Here is an 18,301-nt window from a genome sequence, read left to right as displayed (position 1 = left end):
TCGCCTGTCACAACAGTGACAGTATCTGAAAGGCCGTATCGAAAAAGTGCGACTCCCCAACCCTCATGTAAAGAACTACGACCGCTCTCCGCCCTTTATTTCAGTATCCCATCTAATCAGGCGACCCTCCCAATATTCTTTGCTCCGTTCTTCCATCCGTTCAGGCTCGTTCCCCTCCAGTTGCCTTTGCTCAGTATCCCCTCTAGTCAGGTACAAGACATGGCATTACTCCCTTCCCCTGTCCTTGTCCACATCCTTTTCAAGCAGCCTCAATTTCACCAGCTCTATAACCTGTTCTCCTCGATAGCGGTTTAACTCCAATACGAGCTTAGAATGATTTCATACCTATAAGGTGTCACCGACCAAGAAAAGCCAGCTCCTGAGTAATGGGGAGATTGCCTATAAGAGCCCGAAACACACCTATTTGCATGCCTGACCGCCAGCGAATATAAGAGAAATTAGCAGCCCTCGAAATATAAAAAAATCGTGACTCCACACCCTCAGTTAAGTGGTCAAGAGTCACGATATCTCTAGTGCATCCCCGGAAAAAATGCAAGTACGCTGCCGGGCTCGGTTATTCTATTTCGGAACCACGATAGATTACAGGTTGCCTGCGGAACCGGCGGCTAACTGGCGGTTCGCCTTATCGGCGATGTCGGTCCGATAGTGCATTCCTGCGAAGTGAATCTGGCGCACCGCCTCATACGCATTGGCCTTCGCCGCTGTCAGATCCGGGCCGCGTCCCACAACGCCGAGCACCCTCCCGCCGATCGTCCGCCATGTCCCGTCCTGCTCGCGAACCGTGCCCGCGTGGAAGAGGAGCGCCTGCTTCGACGCTTCCTCCAGTCCGGTAATGACATCGCCTTTGCGATAGCTGCCCGGATAGCCTTCCGAGGCGACGATGACGCATACGGCGGCTTCTTCGTGCCATTCGAGCTCGATCTGATCGAGTGAGCCGTCGGTACAGGCCCACAGCACGTCGAACAGGTCGGTCTTCAAGCGGGGCAGCACCACCTGCGTCTCCGGGTCGCCGAAGCGGGCATTGAATTCGACCACCTTCGGCTCCCCTTCCGGCGTTATCATCAACCCTGCGAAGAGCAGGCCGCGGAACGGGCGGCCTTCCGCCGCCATCGCGCGCACCGTCGGCTTGATCACCTGCTCCACCGCCCGCGTGAACACCTCTTCCGGGAACTGCGGCAGCGGGCTGTACGTGCCCATTCCGCCTGTATTCGGACCGGTGTCGCCGTCATATGCGGGCTTATGATCCTGGGCAGGCACGCAGGGCAGCACCGTCTCGCCGTCCACGAACGCCAGCACCGACATTTCCTGCCCCTGCATGAATTCCTCGACGACGACCCGGCTGCCCGAGGCGCCGAACTTGCCTTCAATCATTACCTCATTCAAGACCTGCTCCGCTTCTTCGACGGTCTGCACGATCGTGACGCCTTTACCGGCGGCGAGACCATCCGCCTTGATAACGATCGGCATCGCCTGCCCGCAAACATATTGCTTCGCTGCCTCCACATCCTCGAATGCGGCATAAGCAGCGGTCGGAATGCCGTAGGTGCGCAGCAGATCCTTCATGAACACCTTGCTGCCCTCGATCTCGGCTGCCTTCCGATCCGGACCGAATACCCGCACCCCGTGTGCCTGCAGCACATCGACGATACCATCTGCCAGCGGATCATCCGGGCCGACGACGACAAGATCGATGTCATGGTGGCGGGCATATTTGGCAATGCCTTCATAATCCGTCACCCGAAATGGAGCTGTCTCCGCGACATCCTCCATCCCTGCGTTGCCCGGAGCGACCAGCACCTTGCTGACCTTCGGGCTCTGCTTCAGCGCCCATGCCAGCGCATGCTCGCGCCCGCCTGAGCCGATGATCAATACTTTCATGTGATGAAGTCCCCCGTTCCTCTTATCTCCGCTTCAGCCGGTTCGTTACCGCCCTGTCGCCTTTTCCTGTTAGTGCTTGAAATGACGCACGCCCGTCATCACCATCGCCAGGCCATTCCGGTTCGCCACCTCAATAGACTCTTCGTCACGCACCGAACCGCCAGGCTGAATGACTGCCGTAATTCCCGCCGCCGCGGCCAGCTCCAGCGTATCGCCCATCGGGAAAAACGCATCCGATGCCAGCACCGCACCGCGCGCCTTCTCTCCGGCTTGCTCGATCGCGATGCGCGCCGCGCCGACGCGGTTCATCTGACCGGCGCCGATGCCGACCGTCATGCCATCCTTGACAAGCACAATCGCATTCGACTTCACATGCTTGACCACGTTCCAGCCGAACAACAGCTGCTCTAATTCCTCCGCCGAAGGTTCCCGTTCCGTCGCCGTTTTCAAGGAAGAGGCATCAAGCGTATGCACATCGGTATCTTGCACCAGCAATCCGCCCTCCACCGAAGTCAACTGCCGGGCCGCCTTGCGTTCCGACGGCGCAGGCTCCGTGCCGGTACGGAGCAAGCGGATATTTTTCTTCTGCTTGAGAATGTCGAGCGCCTCCGGACTGAAATCGGGAGCGATGACGATCTCCAGGAAAATCTCATGCAGCAGTTCCGCCGTCTCGCGATCGATCGGCCGGTTTGCCGCTACGATGCCGCCGAAGATCGAGGTCGGGTCCGATTCATACGCCTTGCGGTAGGCTTCCCCCGCTGTACGGCCAATACCAACGCCGCACGGGTTCATATGCTTCACCGCCACGACAGCCGGGTCCGCGAATTCACCCACGATCGAGAGCGCCGCATTGGCATCGTTGATATTGTTGTAGGACAGTTCCTTACCGTGAAGCTGCTCGGCCGTCGCGACGCTGCCCGCGCCTGCCAGCGGCTGGCGGTAAAATGCCGCCCCCTGATGCGGGTTCTCGCCATAGCGAAGCGGTTGCGCCATCTCATAGGTGACGGTGAACCGCTCCGGCCATGCCTCGCCGGTCTGCTTCGTCAAGTAATCGGCAATGAGCGCATCATAAGCCGCCGTATGGCGAAATACCTTCGCCGCCAGACGCTTCCGCGTCGCCAACGTCGTATCCCCTTGCTGGCGGAGTTCGTCCAGCACGCCCGCATAATCTGCCGCATCGACAACCACCGTCACATCGGCATGGTTCTTCGCGGCCGAGCGCAGCATGGTCGGCCCGCCGATATCGATATTCTCGATTGCCTCCTCATAGCTTACGCCAGGCTTCGCAATCGTCTCCTGGAACGGATACAGGTTGACCGCCACCAGATCGATATAGGACAAACCGAGCTCTTCCATCTGCCGCGTATGCTCCACGTTGCCACGCACGGCCAAAAGGCCGCTGTGCACAGCCGGGTGCAGCGTCTTCACGCGCCCGTCCATAATTTCCGGGAAGCCGGTCACCTCCGAAATGCCGATAACCGGAACGCCTTCGCGCTCCAGCAGCGACTTGGTGCCGCCCGTCGACACAAGCTCCACGCCGGCTTCCGCCAGGGCGCGGGCGAATTCCACAATCCCCGTCTTATCGGATACGCTGATTAGCGCTCTACGAATCGTCATTATGCTCTCTCCCTTAATTCAAGTCGCCATTTCCAAGCCATCACTTATATTCCGTCGATCGTGTTGTCACAATCTATTGCGGTTCTTACAATCTATTGTGGTGGTCTCAATCTATTGCGGTGCTCTCAATCTATTGCGGTTCTTACAATCTATTGTGATGCTCTCAATCTATTGTAGTTCTCACAAGATATTGCACGTTGTCGCAGTTTGCCTGTCGTAGACCGGCTGCTATTCCTCAGGCAATTCTCTTTTATATCCAAAAAAACACTTTCTCCTGCTATTATTGTAATGCGTTAAAGAATTCTCGTCCAGATGCGGCACCCTGCAATCCATCCTATCCCCTTGAGAACATCCTCCTGTCCATCAAAAAATCATTTCCCCGAAAACAGAAGCCGTCACTTCGCAAGGCATCTGTCCTCAATGACATGGTCCATCAGTCAATTGGATCATGCTTTGTCCTCTTGACCGGCCCATCGGCTGGCGTGGGACCCGGCTAGCAGACTTCGCACCACCTGCGGGTAGATGCGGTGCTCCACCTCCTGAATCTTGGCGAGCAGCGATCCAAGCGTATCGTCTTCGCCAATCGCGACCGCCTCCTGCGCCACGATCGGTCCGGTATCCATCCCGGCATCAACCAGATGCACGGTCACTCCCGTTACCTTCACGCCGTAATCCAGTGCCTGGCGTACCGCGTGCAGGCCCGGAAAGCTCGGGAGCAAGGAGGGATGGATATTGAGGATGCGGCATTCATAAGCTTCCAGCAGCACCGGCGTGACCAGCCGCATATATCCGGCGAGCACGATCCATTGTACGCCATGCCGGCTCAGCGTTCGCAGGATGTCGCGTTCGTAATGACCGCGGCTCTCATAGCGCTTCGGCTCGAACACCGCGGCCGGCACGCCGGCTTCGCGCGCCCGCTCCAATACGCGGGCTCCGGGCTTGTCGCACACGAGCAGCGCGACCTCTCCGCCGAGCTGCCCCGCCCGCGACGCCTCGGCCAGCGCCTGGAAGTTCGAGCCCGAGCCGGAAGCGAACACCGCGATGCGCGGGAGGGAGGAGGTGCAGACGGACGGCGCACTTTGCAGCGCCCCCGTGCCGGCGTACTCCTCCGCCTGCCCTTCATTTCCTGTGCGCATCAGCAACCCACCTCCGGAATCCGAACCTGGCGCTCGCCTTCCGTCACCGTGCCAATGCGGTATACCGCCTCGCCCTGTTCCATCAGACAGGCCTCCGCCGCTGCCGCTTCGTCCGCGCTTACCGCGATGACCATGCCGATGCCCATATTGAACGTCGTGAACAGCTCCGTCCAGGTCAGGCTTCCGATCTCGCGGCTCAGGCGGAATACTTCCGGCACCGGCCATGTGCCGTAATCGATCTGCGCCGCCGTGCCTTCCGGCAGCATGCGCGGAATATTTTCGAGGAAGCCGCCGCCTGTAATATGGGCCGCTCCCTTGACCGTAACCCGGTTCATCAGCTCGAGCAGCGGGCGCACATAAATGCGCGTCGGCTCGAGCAGCACATCGACCAGCGCGCGTCCGTCCGCCGTTACGCGTGCCTCCAGGTTATAACCGGCCTGCTCCAGGAACAGCTTCCGGACGAGCGAATAGCCGTTGCTATGGAAGCCGCTGGAGGCGAGGCCGAGCAGCACATCGCCCGGGCGGATCGTCTCGCCCGTGATGAGGCGGCTCTTCTCGACGATGCCGACGCTGAAGCCGGCGATATCATACTCGCCCGGGGCATACATCCCCGGCATCTCCGCCGTCTCGCCGCCGATGAGGGCACATCCGGCCGTCCGGCAGCCTTCGGCGATGCCGCTGACGATCGCTTCGATGCGCTCGGGCACCACTTGGCCGCAAGCCAAGTAATCGAGGAAAAACAGCGGCTCGGCCCCCTGCACGACAATATCATTGACGCACATCGCCACCGCATCGATGCCAATCGTGTCATGACGATCCGCGGCGAAGGCCAGCATCAGCTTCGTCCCTACGCCATCGGTTCCCGAGACGAGCACTGGCTCCTCATACTTTTTCGCATCCAATCCGAACAGCGCCCCGAATCCTCCCAGACCCGACAGCACCTCCGGCCGGAATGTGCGCTGCACATGCTTTTTCATCCGCTCCACAGCTTCGTTGCCTGCCGCGATGTCGACCCCGGCTTGCTTATAAGCTTCAGACATAACGTATGCGTCTCCCCTCTCCGATTCGCCCCGCCCCACTGCGGGACGTCTTCCTCCTGCAAATTCCGCAGCCTTGAGTGACTCCATCGATGCTTGGCTTGCATGCTTCCCTACTCATTTTCTGACCGCTTCAGATGCTCGGATGCCTCTGATGCCCCTGCAACAGCATCCCATTGTACCGTTTGACATCGATCCATTACCGAACAAAACATGCATGCCGCAGCCGTCACCGGATCAGCATTCCCGCACGATCGGCCGCTGGCACTTCGTCATCCTTTTTCTTTCTTTTACCCTTTTCCTTTTCTACCTTGGTGTTCTTGTCTCTGTCGATTTCTCTATGAGCCGCTTGCGCCTCAAGACCTTACCGGCGGACGGATGCCGCCTCCGCGCCTGCCGCGGCGCGCGCGCCGTACAGCTCGGTCGGATAATCATCATCGAAGCAGGCCAGGCACAAGCCGCCGCTCGGCTTCTCCGCATGGCTGCCGCCTATCGCCTCAATCATCCCGTCCTTCGACAGGAAAGCGAGCGAGTCGGCGCCGATCAGCTTCCGCATCTCCTCTTCCGTATGCCGATAAGCGAGCAAATCCTCGCTCGTCGGCGTGTCGATGCCATAGAAGCACGGATGGCGGAACGGCGGGGATGCGATGCGCAGATGGACCTCCCGCGCCCCGGCTTCGCGCAGCATCTTGACGATGCGGCGCGACGTTGTGCCGCGTACGATCGAGTCGTCAATGAGGACGACCCGCTTCCCTTCGACAACACTCCGAACGGCGCTCAGCTTCATCTTGACGCCCTGCTCGCGCAGCTCCTGGCTCGGCTGAATGAACGTTCTGCCGGTGTATTTGCTTTTGATAAGTCCCATTTCATATGGAATTCCCGTCTTCTCGGCATAGCCGATCGCCGCCGATATGCTGGAATCGGGCACGCCCGTCACGATATCCGCCTCGACGAACGCCTCCTCCGCCAGCTGCATCCCCATATGCTTGCGGGCCGTATGCAGATTCACATCATGGAGTTGACTGTCCGGACGCGAGAAATAAATGAATTCCATCGCGCACAACGAGCGCTTCGCCCCCGGAGCGAACCGTTCCGAGCGATGGCCCCACGCATCGACGACGACCAGCTCGCCCGGCTCCAAGGGGCGGACCAGCTCCGCTCCGATTGCCTCCAGGGCGCATGTCTCGGAGGCGAACACATAAGCGTCGCCCAGGCGGCCCATCACAATCGGACGCAGCCCGTGCGGATCGGATGCCGCCAGCAGCCGGTCATTGGTCATCAGCAGGAAGGCGAAGCCCCCGACCAGATCCTTCAGCGCTTCCTTCGCGGCCTGCACGAAGTCATGCTCCGAGCGGGCAATCAGATGCGCGATAACCTCGGTATCGCTCGTTGTCTGGAAGATGGAGCCCTTCTGCTCCAGCCCGTGGCGGATCTGCGGCGCGTTGACGATATTGCCGTTCGTCGCGACCGCCAGCTCGCCGTCCCGCGTCTTGAAGACCAGCGGCTGGGCGTTCGCCAGCCGGCTGTCGCCGGACGTCGAGTAGCGGACATGGCCGATGGCCCGATCGCCTTCCAGTTCCCCAAGCCGTTCGGTGTCGAACACTTCCTTCACGAGTCCCATCCCGCGATGGTACCGGAACGAATCGCCGCCGGATACGCAGATGCCGGCGCTCTCCTCGCCCCGGTGCTGCAGCGTGTGCAGCCCGTAGTACGTCAGCGTAGACGCGTCCTTGTAGCCGAAGACGCCGAAAATGCCGCATTCCTCTTTCAATCGGTCGAACGGGCCTTCCCGGCCGCTGCCCTCGTTATAATAACCCCCGCTCATTGCATAAGACATGGGATCGCATCCTTCCATACCCGCTCCGCTTGCCGGACCGGGAGTTCGATAGCCGGACGGCCGTTCACCCGAATGACGATCTGCTCGCCGCCGACCCGGCCCAGCCCTTCGACCGGGACACCCGCTGCCTCGCAGCGCGCCTTCACTTCCTCGGCCCGCTCAGGATGAACCGAGAGCAGGATGCGCGATTGGCTCTCGCTGAACAGCGCGATGTCGCTCCGCAGACCAGCCGCTTCCAGCTCCAGTGCCGCCCCGATGCCGCCGCTGATGCAGCATTCCGCGAAGGCCGCAGCCAGCCCGCCGTCCGATACATCATGCGCCGATTGCACGAGTCCGTCCTGAATGAGCGCCAGCACTGTCCGCTGCAGGCGCAGCTCGGTCTCAAGATCGGCCTCCGGCGGACGGCCTTCCGCCACCCCATGGACGACCGCTTGGAACTCGCTGCCGCCCAGCTCTGCCTTCGTCCGGCCCAACAGCAGGACGGCATCGCCTTCGCGCTTGAACCCTTGCGTCGTAATATGATCCGCATCATGCACGAGTCCAACCATGCCGACGACCGGCGTCGGGTAGATCGATCCGTGCGCATTTTCGTTATAGAGACTGACATTGCCGCCGATGACCGGCGTATCCAGCACACGGCACGCTTCCGCCATGCCTTCGACCGCCTGCTCCATCTGCCAGAAGTTCTCCGGCTTCTCCGGATTGCCGAAATTCAGGTTGTCGGTAATGGCGAGCGGCTCGGCGCCCGAGCATACGATATTGCGCGCCGCCTCGCACACCGCGATGCGTCCGCCCATGAGCGGATCGAGCATCACATAGCGGCCGTTGCAGTCCGTCGTCATCGCGAGCGCCTTGCGCGTTCCGCGCACGAGCACGACTGCCGCGTCCGAGCCCGGCGTCACCGCCGTGCTGGCCCGCACCATACTGTCATATTGGCGGTACACCCATTCTTTGCTGGCGACAGACGGAGAGGCCAGCACTTGCAGCAGCGCCGCATTGACGTCCGTCACCTCCGGATATCCGGGCGTATCCAGCGCCTGATTGTCCGCATAGCTCGCCGGCTCCTGCGACGGCTTGTGATAGACCGGGCATTCATCGACCAGGCCCCGCACCGGCATATCGGCGATCACCTCGCCGTCGAACAGCAAGCGCAGGCGGCCGTCGTCCGTCACGCGCCCGACCTTGCGGCAGATGACGCCCCAGCGCTCGAATATTTCCATCGCGATCGGCTCGTTATGCTCCTCGATGACGAACAGCATCCGCTCTTGCGATTCGGATAGCATCATCTCGTACGGAGTCATGCCTGTCTCCCGCTGCGGCACCTCGTCGAGCACGAGCTCCAGCCCGTTGCCCGCCTTGCTCGCCATCTCGGCGCTCGAGCACGTCAATCCCGCCGCGCCCATATCCTGAATCCCGATCACGATGCCGGACTGAATCAGCTCCAGACATGATTCCATCACCAGCTTTTCCATGAACGGATCACCGACCTGGACCGCCGGACGCTTCGCTTCCGACTCGGCCGTCAACTCCTCTGAAGCGAACGTCGCGCCATGAATGCCGTCGCGTCCCGTTGGAGGACCGACATAATATACAGGGTTGCCGACGCCGCTGGCGACGCCCTTTTGTATATCCTCATGATTGATCAAGCCGACGCACATCGCATTGACGAGCGGATTGCCGGCATAGCTGTCGTCGAACACGACCTCCCCGCCGACCGTCGGAATGCCGATGCAGTTGCCGTATCCGGCGATGCCCGCGACGACATGCTCGAACAAATATTTGACCCGCTCCTCCTTCAAGCTGCCGAAGCGCAGTGAATTGAGCAAGGCCACCGGCCGGGCCCCCATCGAGAAAATGTCGCGGATAATGCCGCCCACGCCCGTCGCCGCGCCCTGGTACGGCTCAATGGCGGACGGATGGTTGTGGCTTTCGATTTTGAACACGACCGCCTGGCCGTCGCCGATATCGACGATGCCCGCGCCTTCGCCCGGACCGACGAGCACCCGCTCGCCTGTCGTCGGGAAGCGCTTCAGGAGCGGCTTCGAATTTTTGTACGCGCAGTGCTCCGACCACATCACACTGAACACGCCGATCTCGGTATAGTTCGGACGGCGTCCAAGCAGTCCGCAGATAAGCGTATACTCGTCATCCGTGACGCCCATGCCCGCATACAGCCGCTCGGCCGCAATCTGATCCGGAGACGGCTCCCGGCGCATATTGTCGCGGGCGCTCTCCATCGACTGCCGCTTCCGGCGCGCTTCCTGTTCTGCCCGTTCCGCCGATACGGCGGTCGTATTGTTACGCGTTGACTGCATGCTTCTCCCTCCAAGCGTTCAAAATCGACGTGAACATCCGGCTGCCGGCCTCGGAACCGAGCCAGGCGCTGACCGCGCGCTCCGGATGGGGCATCATGCCGAGCACATTGCCCGCTTCATTGCAGATGCCCGCAATATCCTCAACCGAGCCGTTCGGATTGTCTTCATAGGTGAACACGATCTGCCCCCGCTCCTTCAAGCGGCGCAAGGTCTCTTCGTCACAATAATAATTGCCTTCCCCATGGGCAATCGGGATATTGACCACTTCGCCCTCGCCGTATTCCGCCGTGAACGGCGTATCGCGGCGGGCGACCCGAATCGGAGCCGCATGACAGCGGAACCGGAGGCCCACATTGCGCCGCAGCGTGCCTGGCAGCAGCCCCGCCTCCGTAAGAATCTGGAAGCCGTTGCAAATGCCGAGCACATAGGCCCCCTCCCTCGCGGCTTGCTCCACCGCCTTCATCACCGGCGCGAAGCGGGCGATGGCGCCGCAGCGCAAATAATCTCCGTACGAGAAGCCGCCCGGCACGATGATCAGGTCGTAGCCGGCCAGATCCGTCGCCGTATGCCAGACGCGGTCCGCCTCGACCCCTATCGTATCCTGGACCGCATGCACGCAATCCATATCACAGTTCGATCCCGGAAAAACAAGCACAGCCACCTTCATCGCTCTACGCCTCCAATTCGTATCGGTAATCTTCCACGACCGGATTGGACAGCAGCACCTTGCACATCCGCTCGACCTGTTCCTTCGCTTCAGCCTCATTCGCCGCCGCCAGCTCGAATTCCATATACTTGCCGATGCGCATATGCTCCACTCCTTCGTACCCCATCGAATGCATCGCCCGCTCCACCGCGGCGCCTTGAGGGTCAAGCACGTTCGCCTTCGTCGTTACAATCACTTTTACCTTCACTGTGAATTCCTCCCGTTACGCCCATCTCTGTGCGGTTATTCGTTCATATAAAGCGATATAACGTCCTCGTGTAGCCTCGACGACCTCCGCCGGCAGCGGCGGCGGCGTGCTGCTCCGATCCCAGTCGGAAGCGGCCAAATAGCGGCGGACAGGCTCTTTGTCCAAGCTGTCGATATCCGTATCCAGCGCATAGCTGCCGACGTCCCAGAAGCGGGAGCTGTCCGGTGTGAACAATTCGTCGATCAGCACCAGTTCGCCGTCAATGAGCCCGAACTCGAATTTGCAGTCGGCGAGCAGCAATCCTTGGCCCGCGCATTCCTCCGCCGCGAATTGATACAGCCGGAGACTCGCCTCACGCAGCCGCCCGGCCAGCTCAGGCCCAAGCTGCGACTCCATGACTTTATAGGAGACATCCTCGTCATGGCCTTCATCATGCTTGCGCGCCGGCGTAAATATCGGTTCAGGCAGGCGCTCGTTCATGCGCAGGCCTTCCGGCAGCTTGATGCCGTTCACTTCGCCGCTCGCTGTATATTGCCGCCAGCCTCCGCCGGTGACATAGCCGCGGACGACGCATTCGAAGTCCACGCGCTGCGCCCGCTTGGCGAGCGTCATTCGTTCAGATAACAGGGATACTAGAGATGAAATGCGTTGATGAGGTTCCGGTTCGTTGCCGACCCGGGCGGACAATGCGGTCCGCAGGCATTCCTCGTCACAAGGAATGACATGATTGCCGATAATATGCTTCGTCCGGTCGAACCAGTAGCGGCTCAGCCGGTTCAGCACCGTCCCTTTGTCCGGCACGGCCGGTTCAAGGACGCAGTCGAAGGCCGAAATGCGGTCCGATACAACAATCAAGAGTGTATCGGCGTCCCATTCATACAGCTCCCTCACCTTGCCGCGGTGAAGCAGCGGGAACGGAATCGCATCCGCCAGCGTTGATACGATAGAGTTGGTAGACATGCCTGTGCTCCTCTCGGTTTCTCCTAAGCTGAAGCCGTCTTGCTTACCCTCCCGTTGGTTGCTCCCGCTGCGGCGGACGGTTCCCGGAAGACAGGAGGGCAGGGAGCCGTCGGCCGCATTCGGCCCGTTGGGGATAGGGCCTGCGCGAGCAGCTTATCCGCCGCAAACAGGGGGGCGGCGAACAAGCATGAACTTTCGTTATGAAATTTGCAATTTGAAATTTACCTTGATGGTTTACATTGATGGAATTTGCGTTTATTGATCTTGAATGAATTGAACCTGCACTAGAACCTGCACTCATGCCTTGCTAACTTGCTTTGAATAGACTTCCACTTGATAGACTTGCCTCTATGATGAACCATCCTCAGGAATTGGAATCAAAAATCAACCTATCCTTCCAGCAAACCAAGCTGACGGAAAATCGTATCGACATGCTTCAAGTGCCAGGACGGGTTGAAGGCGTCCTCGATGTCCTCCGCGCTCAGCACCGCCGTAATCTCCGGCGTGCTCTCGATGATGTCGCGGAAGCTGCGCTGCTCTTCCCACGCCTGCATCGCACGCGGCTGCACTGTGTCGTATGCCTGCTCGCGGCTCCAGCCCCGGTCGATCAGCTTCGTCATGACGCGGCCGGAGAACGGCACGCCATACGTGCGCTGCATGTTGCGCTTCATATTTTCCGGGAAGACCGTCAAGTTCTTCACGATGTTCATGAAGCGGTTCAGCATATAGTTCAGCAGCATCGTGCCATCAGGCAAAATAATGCGCTCAACGGAGCTGTGCGAGATGTCGCGCTCATGCCAGAGCGGCACATTCTCGTATGCCGACAGCATATAGCCGCGGAGGACGCGCGACAGGCCGGAAATGTTCTCGCAGCCGATCGGGTTGCGCTTGTGCGGCATCGCGGACGAGCCCTTCTGCCCTTTGGCGAACGCTTCCTCCACCTCGCGGAACTCGCTCTTCTGCAGCGCGCGAATCTCGGTCGCGAACTTGTCGAGCGACGTCGCGATCAAGGCCAGCGTCGCCATATACTCCGCGTGGCGGTCGCGCTGCAGCGTCTGGGTCGAGATCGGCGCAGGCTTCGTGCCGAGCTTCTCGCAGACGAACTTCTCCACGAACGGGTCGATATTGGCATAGGTGCCGACCGCCCCGGAGATTTTCCCGTACTGCACGCCATCCGCCGCATCGCGGAACCGCTCCAGGTTGCGCTGCATTTCCGCATACCAGAGCGCCATCTTCAAGCCGAACGTCGTCGGCTCCGCATGGACGCCATGGGTACGGCCCATCATCGGCGTATCCTTGTATTCCAATGCCTTGTCCTTCAATATATCAATGAACCGGAGCAGATCCTGCTCCAAAATCTCGTTGGCCTGCTTCATCAGGTAGCCCAAAGCCGTGTCCACGACGTCGGTGGAGGTAAGCCCGTAATGGACCCATTTGCGCTCGGGCCCGAGCGTCTCCGACACGGCGCGCGTGAAGGCGATGACATCGTGGCGCGTCTCTGCTTCTATCTCATAGATCCGGTCGGCATCGAAGCCCGCCTTGGCGCGCAGCGCCTCGGCGTCCTCCTTCGGAATGACGCCCAGTTCGGCCCATGCCTCGCACGCGCACAGCTCCACTTCGAGCCAAGCCTTGAATTTGTTCTCTTCCGTCCATATGGCCCGCATCTCCGGGCGCGAATAACGTTCAATCATCGTCTCGTATTCCTCCACATGTTCGATTCTCTCATCCAAGCGAGCGCCGCTTCCGTGTTCGGGGCCACGATATTAACATGCCCCATCTTCCGCTTCGGCTTCGCTTCCGACTTCCCGTACCAGTGCAGCTTCGGCGTCACGCCAAGGCGCCCGGCAGCCGGGTCGTCCGCACGGAACCATTGTACCATGTCAGCCGCATCTTCGCCGAGCAGGTTGGCCATGACGACCGGAGAGACGAGCTCGGCCGGTCCGAGCGGAAGGTTGCAGATGGCCCGCAGATGCTGCTCGAACTGGGAGGTGCGGCACGCATCCATCGTGTAATGCCCGGAATTATGCGGGCGCGGGGCGAGCTCGTTCACGAGCAATTGGCCGTCCGCGGTCAGGAACATCTCGACTGCGATCAGGCCGACGACGTCGAGCGCCTCCGCAATGCGGCGGGCCAGTTGCCCGGCTTCCGCCTGCACGCCGGCCGGAATGCGCGCCGGGACGATGGACAGGTGAAGGATATGCTCCCGGTGAATGTTCTCCGCCGCCGGGAAGACGGCGATCTCGCCGCGCGGGCTGCGGGCGGCGATGACGGACAGCTCGTGCTCGAACGGCACGAACGCCTCGAGCACCAGCTCCGGGGCCAGCGCCGACAGCTCGGCAAAGGCGGCCTCCGCTTCGCCCTCCTGGCGAAGCGTGCGCTGGCCCTTGCCGTCATAGCCGCCGGTGGCCGTCTTCAGCACGCCGGCGCCGCCGAACGCCTGCAGCGCGCGGCGCACCTCGTCGGCCGAAGCGACCGCCGCGAACGGCGCGACGGGAATGCCGGCGGCCTGCAGCGCTTCCTTCTCGCGCAGGCGATGCTGCGCCAGACGTAGCAGGCGGCTGCCCTGCGGCACGGGAGCGGCCCGCTCGAGCCGCTCGACGGCGGCGGCGTCCACGTTCTCGAACTCGTACGTGATGATGTCCGCGCGCGCCGCCAGCTCCGCCAGCCCCTCCTCATCGCCGTAATCGGCGCAGATGAGGTCGGCCACCGCGGCGCAGGGCGCATCCGCCGCCGGGTCAAGCGCGACGAAGCGGTAGCCGAGGCGCACGCCGTCCAGCGCCAGCATGCGGCCAAGCTGGCCGCCGCCGAGGACGCCTACCGTCGCGCCAGGCGCCAGCACCGGCGCCTTCGCCTGCGGCCGCATGCCGCCGTCCGCAGGGGCCCTCATGCGAGGTCCCCCGCGGCCTGCACCTGCTGCCGCACCGCTTCCCTGCGCGCTGCCACCTGCGCGCGCAGCTTCTCATCGTGCATGCCAAGCATCTGCACGGCCAGGAGCCCAGCGTTCGTCGCGCCCGCCGGTCCGATCGCCACCGTCGCCACGGGTACGCCGGCCGGCATCTGCACGATGGACAGGAGCGAGTCCACCCCGTTCAACTGCGAGGACCGCACCGGCACGCCGATGACCGGCAGCACCGTCTTCGCGGCGACCATGCCCGGCAGATGGGCAGCACCGCCCGCGCCCGCGATAATAACGCGAAGCCCGCGCTCCTCCGCCGTCTCCGCATAGCGGAACATCTCGTCCGGCGTCCGGTGGGCCGAGACGACCTTGCTCTCGAACGGAACATTGAATTCCTGCAGCACCTCGCATGCGAGCCGCATGGTCTCCCAGTCGGACGTGCTCCCCATAATGACGCCTACCCGCACCTTGTCCTTGTCCATCGTCGTGCACCTGCTTTCACCCTATTTTTTGCCCGGCTTCCGAATAATCCCTGTCACGCGCATAAAAAAATCAGCGGATGGCTACCCCCTGATCGCAATCTCCGAACGCAAGAATGAGAAGCCCCGGCTGCCTAAGAAGCCAAGTCCGTCCTTCCGCCTCCTGATGACAGGCAGCAGCAAACAGACCTGCGGCGTATCCGTCTGGTCGTCATTCTCGTAGTCCAAAGATTTACGGTCCTTGGGTAGAAACTTCCGGCCATATTCCCGGAATTATACGAGTTCAGAAAGATGAAATTATATCAATCGTAGTTCAAAATTCAAAATTATTCGTCAATGGTTCAAGCAACTCCAGTGTAACAAGGGGTACCAGCCATGTCAAGGATTAAAATACGAATATAATCCATAAAATATATAATATTGTTCGGATTTAGTTCATTATGCCTATCTAATAAAAAAGAACCGGTGTCTGCATACGCATCTTCCGGTTCTTCCCAAGGTATCAAGTTATTTCATGACGAGAACAGGCCCCTTCGCATGCTGCACGACATGGTGGCTGACGCTGCCGAGCACGAATTCCTTGAATCCGCTCAGCCCGCGGCTGCCGATCACGACCAGATCGCAGCCGAACTCCTCGGCTTCTGCGACGATCGATTGTCCCGGAGGACCCTGCAGCAGCTTCACCTCCGCCCGATCGCCAAGCAGCGCCACCTGCTGCTCCGCATCGTCCTGCGTCTGCTCGGCATACTGGTACAGCTCTTCATTCGTCTCGACGGTCGCCGTCGCATACGCGGTTCCGATAAAATATTGCGGGAACTGGAATACATGCACAACGCGAAGCTTCGCTTCCGCATTGTTCTCCGCCAGGCTGATGGCATGGCGCAAAGCCTTCTTCGATGGCTCCGATCCGTCATAAGCGACAAGAATCCGATTGAATACCATACATTCCACCACGCTTTCTTCATAGTCAACGCTATGTAATAACAGTATCGCACAGCCAAGAACGTTCCACATCGCCCATCTTGACACAGACCTGCGGAACCGATACTCCTCTATTACCCGATTTTGACAAAAAGATAACCGAACACCACAATATTCACGATAAGGATGAATGGGATTCCTGCCGTGAATGTCACATGCTGCGTCTTGTGCCGCTGGTTGTACATCCCGGTCAGCACGCCCAGGGCGCCTCCCAGCCAGGCGGCCAGGAACAGCCTCCGCTCGGGAATGCGCCGCCGGTGCCGAATCGCCCGGCGCTTGTCCACCGCCATCATCTGGTAGCCTGCGATATTGACGGCCAGCAAATACACAAATACAAGCAGCGTCCCGTCCATAGATGAAGAATCCCCCTTTCCCTACAAATATTATACAACTTGACGCTGCAGGCGGCTACTGCGCAGAAAGAATCCTTGGTTGACCTAATCCGAAGAAGCTGTCCCATAAGCAGTGCACAAGAATGCGGGGCAAGACGTGGCAAAAAGAATGCAGTGGCAGGGAGCACAGCGGCAGGAGCACAGCGGCAGGAGCACAGCGGCAGGAGTAGAGAGCGGGAATAAAGAGGAGGAAAATACGGCGGCGAGAAAAGCGGCGGAGATGGACGGGGCAGAAAAATCCTGCACTAATGCAGCATTTTACGCTATTTCCGCCCGTATTTTGTTAAATTCCTGCAAAAGAGCATCTTTTTCGCCGAATTTTGCTTTTGATCTATCGTTTAGGCTGAAATTGATGTAGTTTTGCAGGAACTCCTGCAACGGAGTAAACGCCGTAAGGGAATACTGCAGTTTTGCAGTTTTGCAGTTTTGCAGTTTGCAATTTTTCCGCACTACCCCGCACTAACCCGCCTACCCCGCATTCCCACGTATTTCCCCGCATTTCCCTTTCCCCCAAGTCCCGCGTATTTCCACACCTTTCCCGGCATGCATCTCCCGTCAAGCCGAGCTTGCCAACATCAGGCGGCTGTATCGCTGCAGCTCCATACTGCTTATGAGACAGCCCTCTCCGCTCCATCATGAAGGATGGACGACTTCCGCCTTCTTCAGATGCTGGCGCTCCCCTTCGGTCATCCAGCCCAGCTCGACCATCCGGCGCAGCACGATGTTCTGGCGGCGTTCGGCCTCTGCGGGATGTTTTCGCGGAGACAGCCGTTCGGGCGCCTTCAGCAGCCCGGCCAGCATCGCCGCTTCCGCCTCATTAATCGTCTCCAGCGTATCAGATGCCCCGGCGGTCTTCCCGAAGTAGAAGCGGGCGGCATCTTCAATCCCGTATTTTCCGTGTCCAAAATAGACCTTATTGAAATACATCTCCAAAATCTCGTCCTTCGTATATCTCCATTCCAGATTGGCGGCGATGGCCATTTCCTTCAGCTTGCGGGAGTAGAGCTTATCCTGGGTCAGGAACAGGTTGCGGGCCAGCTGCATCGTAATCGTACTTCCGCCCTGCGCTTTTTGCTGCTTCGTGACGTTGATCCATACCGAGCGGGCGAGTCCAATCGGATCGATGCCTGGATGGTAACGGTAACGATGGTCCTCGATGGCCAGCAGCGCCTCCGTAACATAAGCCGGCATGTCCTTCAGACGAACGATATGTCTCCCGTCTGCCGCAACCCCCTCACGTATCTCTTCCCGCAGCGCCCCCAGCGTCGCTTCGTTCATCCAGGCCGGAGCGAGCCCGGCCATCATGAACCATCCGATAACCGGCGCCAATATCGCCGCAATCAGCCCATATATGACCCATCGTCTCCAGACATGCGCGATACTCCGGACGATGGACGCGGATCTAGATTCCTTATCTATCTGCACTTGCTCTTGCTTGCCAGGCCGTTCTTCCGAAGCCAACGCGCCGTTTCCGCCCGGAGAGCCCGTCCATTCCCCTTCATGCGCGCGCATCGCTTGAATCGGCGAACGCAGCGCGAGCGAGCCCTTCGCCGGATGCTCCCATCTGATGATTTTCATCGGAATCGACCTCCTTTCGATAGGTCTAGTGTACAAAATTGAGACCGCTCTTCCCATCGAATTCGGTTGCATGAAGCTTACAAGTGCGCAAGCTACGCCATCCCGCTCCCCTGATATTGGACGGCATCTGTGGCCCCGATCGCTATGAATCCGGAAGTGGATACAGTTTTAGCGTTTTTACATTTCTTAACACCATATTAACATCATATTTAGTACGATTTCTCTAGCCGGATCAGAGCGGATTCACTTACAGATGCACT

The 18,301-nt window shown here is 60.0% G+C and carries 17 protein-coding genes and 1 riboswitch; of the genes, 1 reads left to right on the top strand and 16 read right to left on the bottom strand.

Going from position 1 to position 18,301, the window contains the following annotated elements:
• Nucleotides 1-600: 600 nt before the first annotated feature.
• The 15 genes from purD to FLT43_RS20995 form a co-directional block, all read right to left on the bottom strand.
• Nucleotides 601-1,899, bottom strand: coding sequence for a phosphoribosylamine--glycine ligase (gene purD, locus FLT43_RS21060; protein WP_087443062.1), 1,299 nt, complete (start codon nucleotides 1,897-1,899; stop codon nucleotides 601-603).
• A 69-nt stretch (nucleotides 1,900-1,968) separates the two neighbouring features.
• Nucleotides 1,969-3,516, bottom strand: coding sequence for a bifunctional phosphoribosylaminoimidazolecarboxamide formyltransferase/IMP cyclohydrolase (purH, locus tag FLT43_RS21055; RefSeq protein WP_087443061.1), 1,548 nt, complete (start codon nucleotides 3,514-3,516; stop codon nucleotides 1,969-1,971).
• Between the two features lie 446 nt (nucleotides 3,517-3,962).
• Nucleotides 3,963-4,652, bottom strand: coding sequence for a phosphoribosylglycinamide formyltransferase (purN, locus tag FLT43_RS21050; RefSeq protein ID WP_174818198.1), 690 nt, complete (start codon nucleotides 4,650-4,652; stop codon nucleotides 3,963-3,965).
• Entirely contained in the window at nucleotides 4,652-5,692 is a 1,041-nt protein-coding gene (purM, locus tag FLT43_RS21045; RefSeq protein ID WP_087443060.1) for a phosphoribosylformylglycinamidine cyclo-ligase, read from the bottom strand. Before purM ends, purN begins: the two co-directional genes overlap by 1 nt.
• Before the next feature lie 361 nt (nucleotides 5,693-6,053).
• Entirely contained in the window at nucleotides 6,054-7,526 is a 1,473-nt protein-coding gene (purF, locus tag FLT43_RS21040) for an amidophosphoribosyltransferase (RefSeq protein ID WP_174818197.1), read from the bottom strand.
• Complete coding sequence (gene purL, locus FLT43_RS21035) at nucleotides 7,511-9,742, bottom strand: phosphoribosylformylglycinamidine synthase subunit PurL (protein WP_087443228.1); 2,232 nt, start codon at nucleotides 9,740-9,742, stop codon at nucleotides 7,511-7,513. The genes purF and purL overlap by 16 nt, the downstream gene beginning before the upstream one ends.
• A gap of 82 nt (nucleotides 9,743-9,824) precedes the next feature.
• Nucleotides 9,825-10,508 (bottom strand): phosphoribosylformylglycinamidine synthase subunit PurQ, encoded by a 684-nt coding sequence (gene purQ, locus FLT43_RS21030; protein ID WP_087443058.1) that lies wholly within the window; start codon nucleotides 10,506-10,508, stop codon nucleotides 9,825-9,827.
• Nucleotides 10,509-10,512: 4 nt separating this feature from the next.
• Nucleotides 10,513-10,755: a phosphoribosylformylglycinamidine synthase subunit PurS gene (purS, locus tag FLT43_RS21025; RefSeq protein WP_087443057.1), complete on the bottom strand. Its 243-nt coding sequence runs from the start codon at nucleotides 10,753-10,755 to the stop codon at nucleotides 10,513-10,515.
• Between the two features lie 15 nt (nucleotides 10,756-10,770).
• Nucleotides 10,771-11,715: a phosphoribosylaminoimidazolesuccinocarboxamide synthase gene (locus FLT43_RS21020; RefSeq protein WP_087443056.1), complete on the bottom strand. Its 945-nt coding sequence runs from the start codon at nucleotides 11,713-11,715 to the stop codon at nucleotides 10,771-10,773.
• Nucleotides 11,716-12,104: 389 nt separating this feature from the next.
• Complete coding sequence (gene purB, locus FLT43_RS21015; RefSeq protein ID WP_087443055.1) at nucleotides 12,105-13,406, bottom strand: adenylosuccinate lyase; 1,302 nt, start codon at nucleotides 13,404-13,406, stop codon at nucleotides 12,105-12,107.
• Complete coding sequence (purK, locus tag FLT43_RS21010) at nucleotides 13,403-14,602, bottom strand: 5-(carboxyamino)imidazole ribonucleotide synthase (protein WP_164776489.1); 1,200 nt, start codon at nucleotides 14,600-14,602, stop codon at nucleotides 13,403-13,405. Before purK ends, purB begins: the two co-directional genes overlap by 4 nt.
• Nucleotides 14,599-15,093 (bottom strand): 5-(carboxyamino)imidazole ribonucleotide mutase, encoded by a 495-nt coding sequence (gene purE, locus FLT43_RS21005; protein WP_087443054.1) that lies wholly within the window; start codon nucleotides 15,091-15,093, stop codon nucleotides 14,599-14,601. Before purE ends, purK begins: the two co-directional genes overlap by 4 nt.
• An 81-nt stretch (nucleotides 15,094-15,174) precedes the next feature.
• The gene (locus tag FLT43_RS29420; protein ID WP_181823463.1) at nucleotides 15,175-15,318 is read right to left on the bottom strand and encodes a hypothetical protein; all 144 of its coding nucleotides are present in this window, start codon (nucleotides 15,316-15,318) and stop codon (nucleotides 15,175-15,177) included.
• Nucleotides 15,291-15,391: riboswitch (purine riboswitch) on the bottom strand. It overlaps the preceding gene by 28 nt.
• Before the next feature lie 206 nt (nucleotides 15,392-15,597).
• Entirely contained in the window at nucleotides 15,598-16,032 is a 435-nt protein-coding gene (locus FLT43_RS21000) for a universal stress protein (protein WP_087443226.1), read from the bottom strand.
• Between the two features lie 113 nt (nucleotides 16,033-16,145).
• A complete protein-coding gene (locus tag FLT43_RS20995; RefSeq protein ID WP_087443053.1) occupies nucleotides 16,146-16,424 on the bottom strand; it encodes a DUF1294 domain-containing protein in 279 nt (92 codons plus the stop codon).
• A gap of 136 nt (nucleotides 16,425-16,560) precedes the next feature.
• On the opposite strand from FLT43_RS20995, the gene FLT43_RS20990 reads away from it, so the two are divergent.
• Nucleotides 16,561-16,821, top strand: a complete 261-nt coding sequence (locus FLT43_RS20990) for a hypothetical protein (RefSeq protein ID WP_127510940.1) — start codon at nucleotides 16,561-16,563, stop codon at nucleotides 16,819-16,821.
• A gap of 275 nt (nucleotides 16,822-17,096) precedes the next feature.
• Here FLT43_RS20990 and FLT43_RS20985 read toward each other — a convergent pair whose 3' ends face one another.
• Nucleotides 17,097-18,041 carry a transglycosylase domain-containing protein gene (locus FLT43_RS20985; protein WP_087443051.1) on the bottom strand — a complete coding sequence of 315 codons (945 nt, stop codon included), beginning with the start codon at nucleotides 18,039-18,041 and terminating at the stop codon, nucleotides 17,097-17,099.
• Nucleotides 18,042-18,301: the final 260 nt, after the last annotated feature.

It is taken from the genome of Paenibacillus thiaminolyticus (assembly GCF_007066085.1).
GTDB classification, from domain to species: domain Bacteria; phylum Bacillota; class Bacilli; order Paenibacillales; family Paenibacillaceae; genus Paenibacillus_B; species Paenibacillus_B thiaminolyticus.
This window is presented reverse-complemented; position numbering and strand designations above follow the sequence as displayed.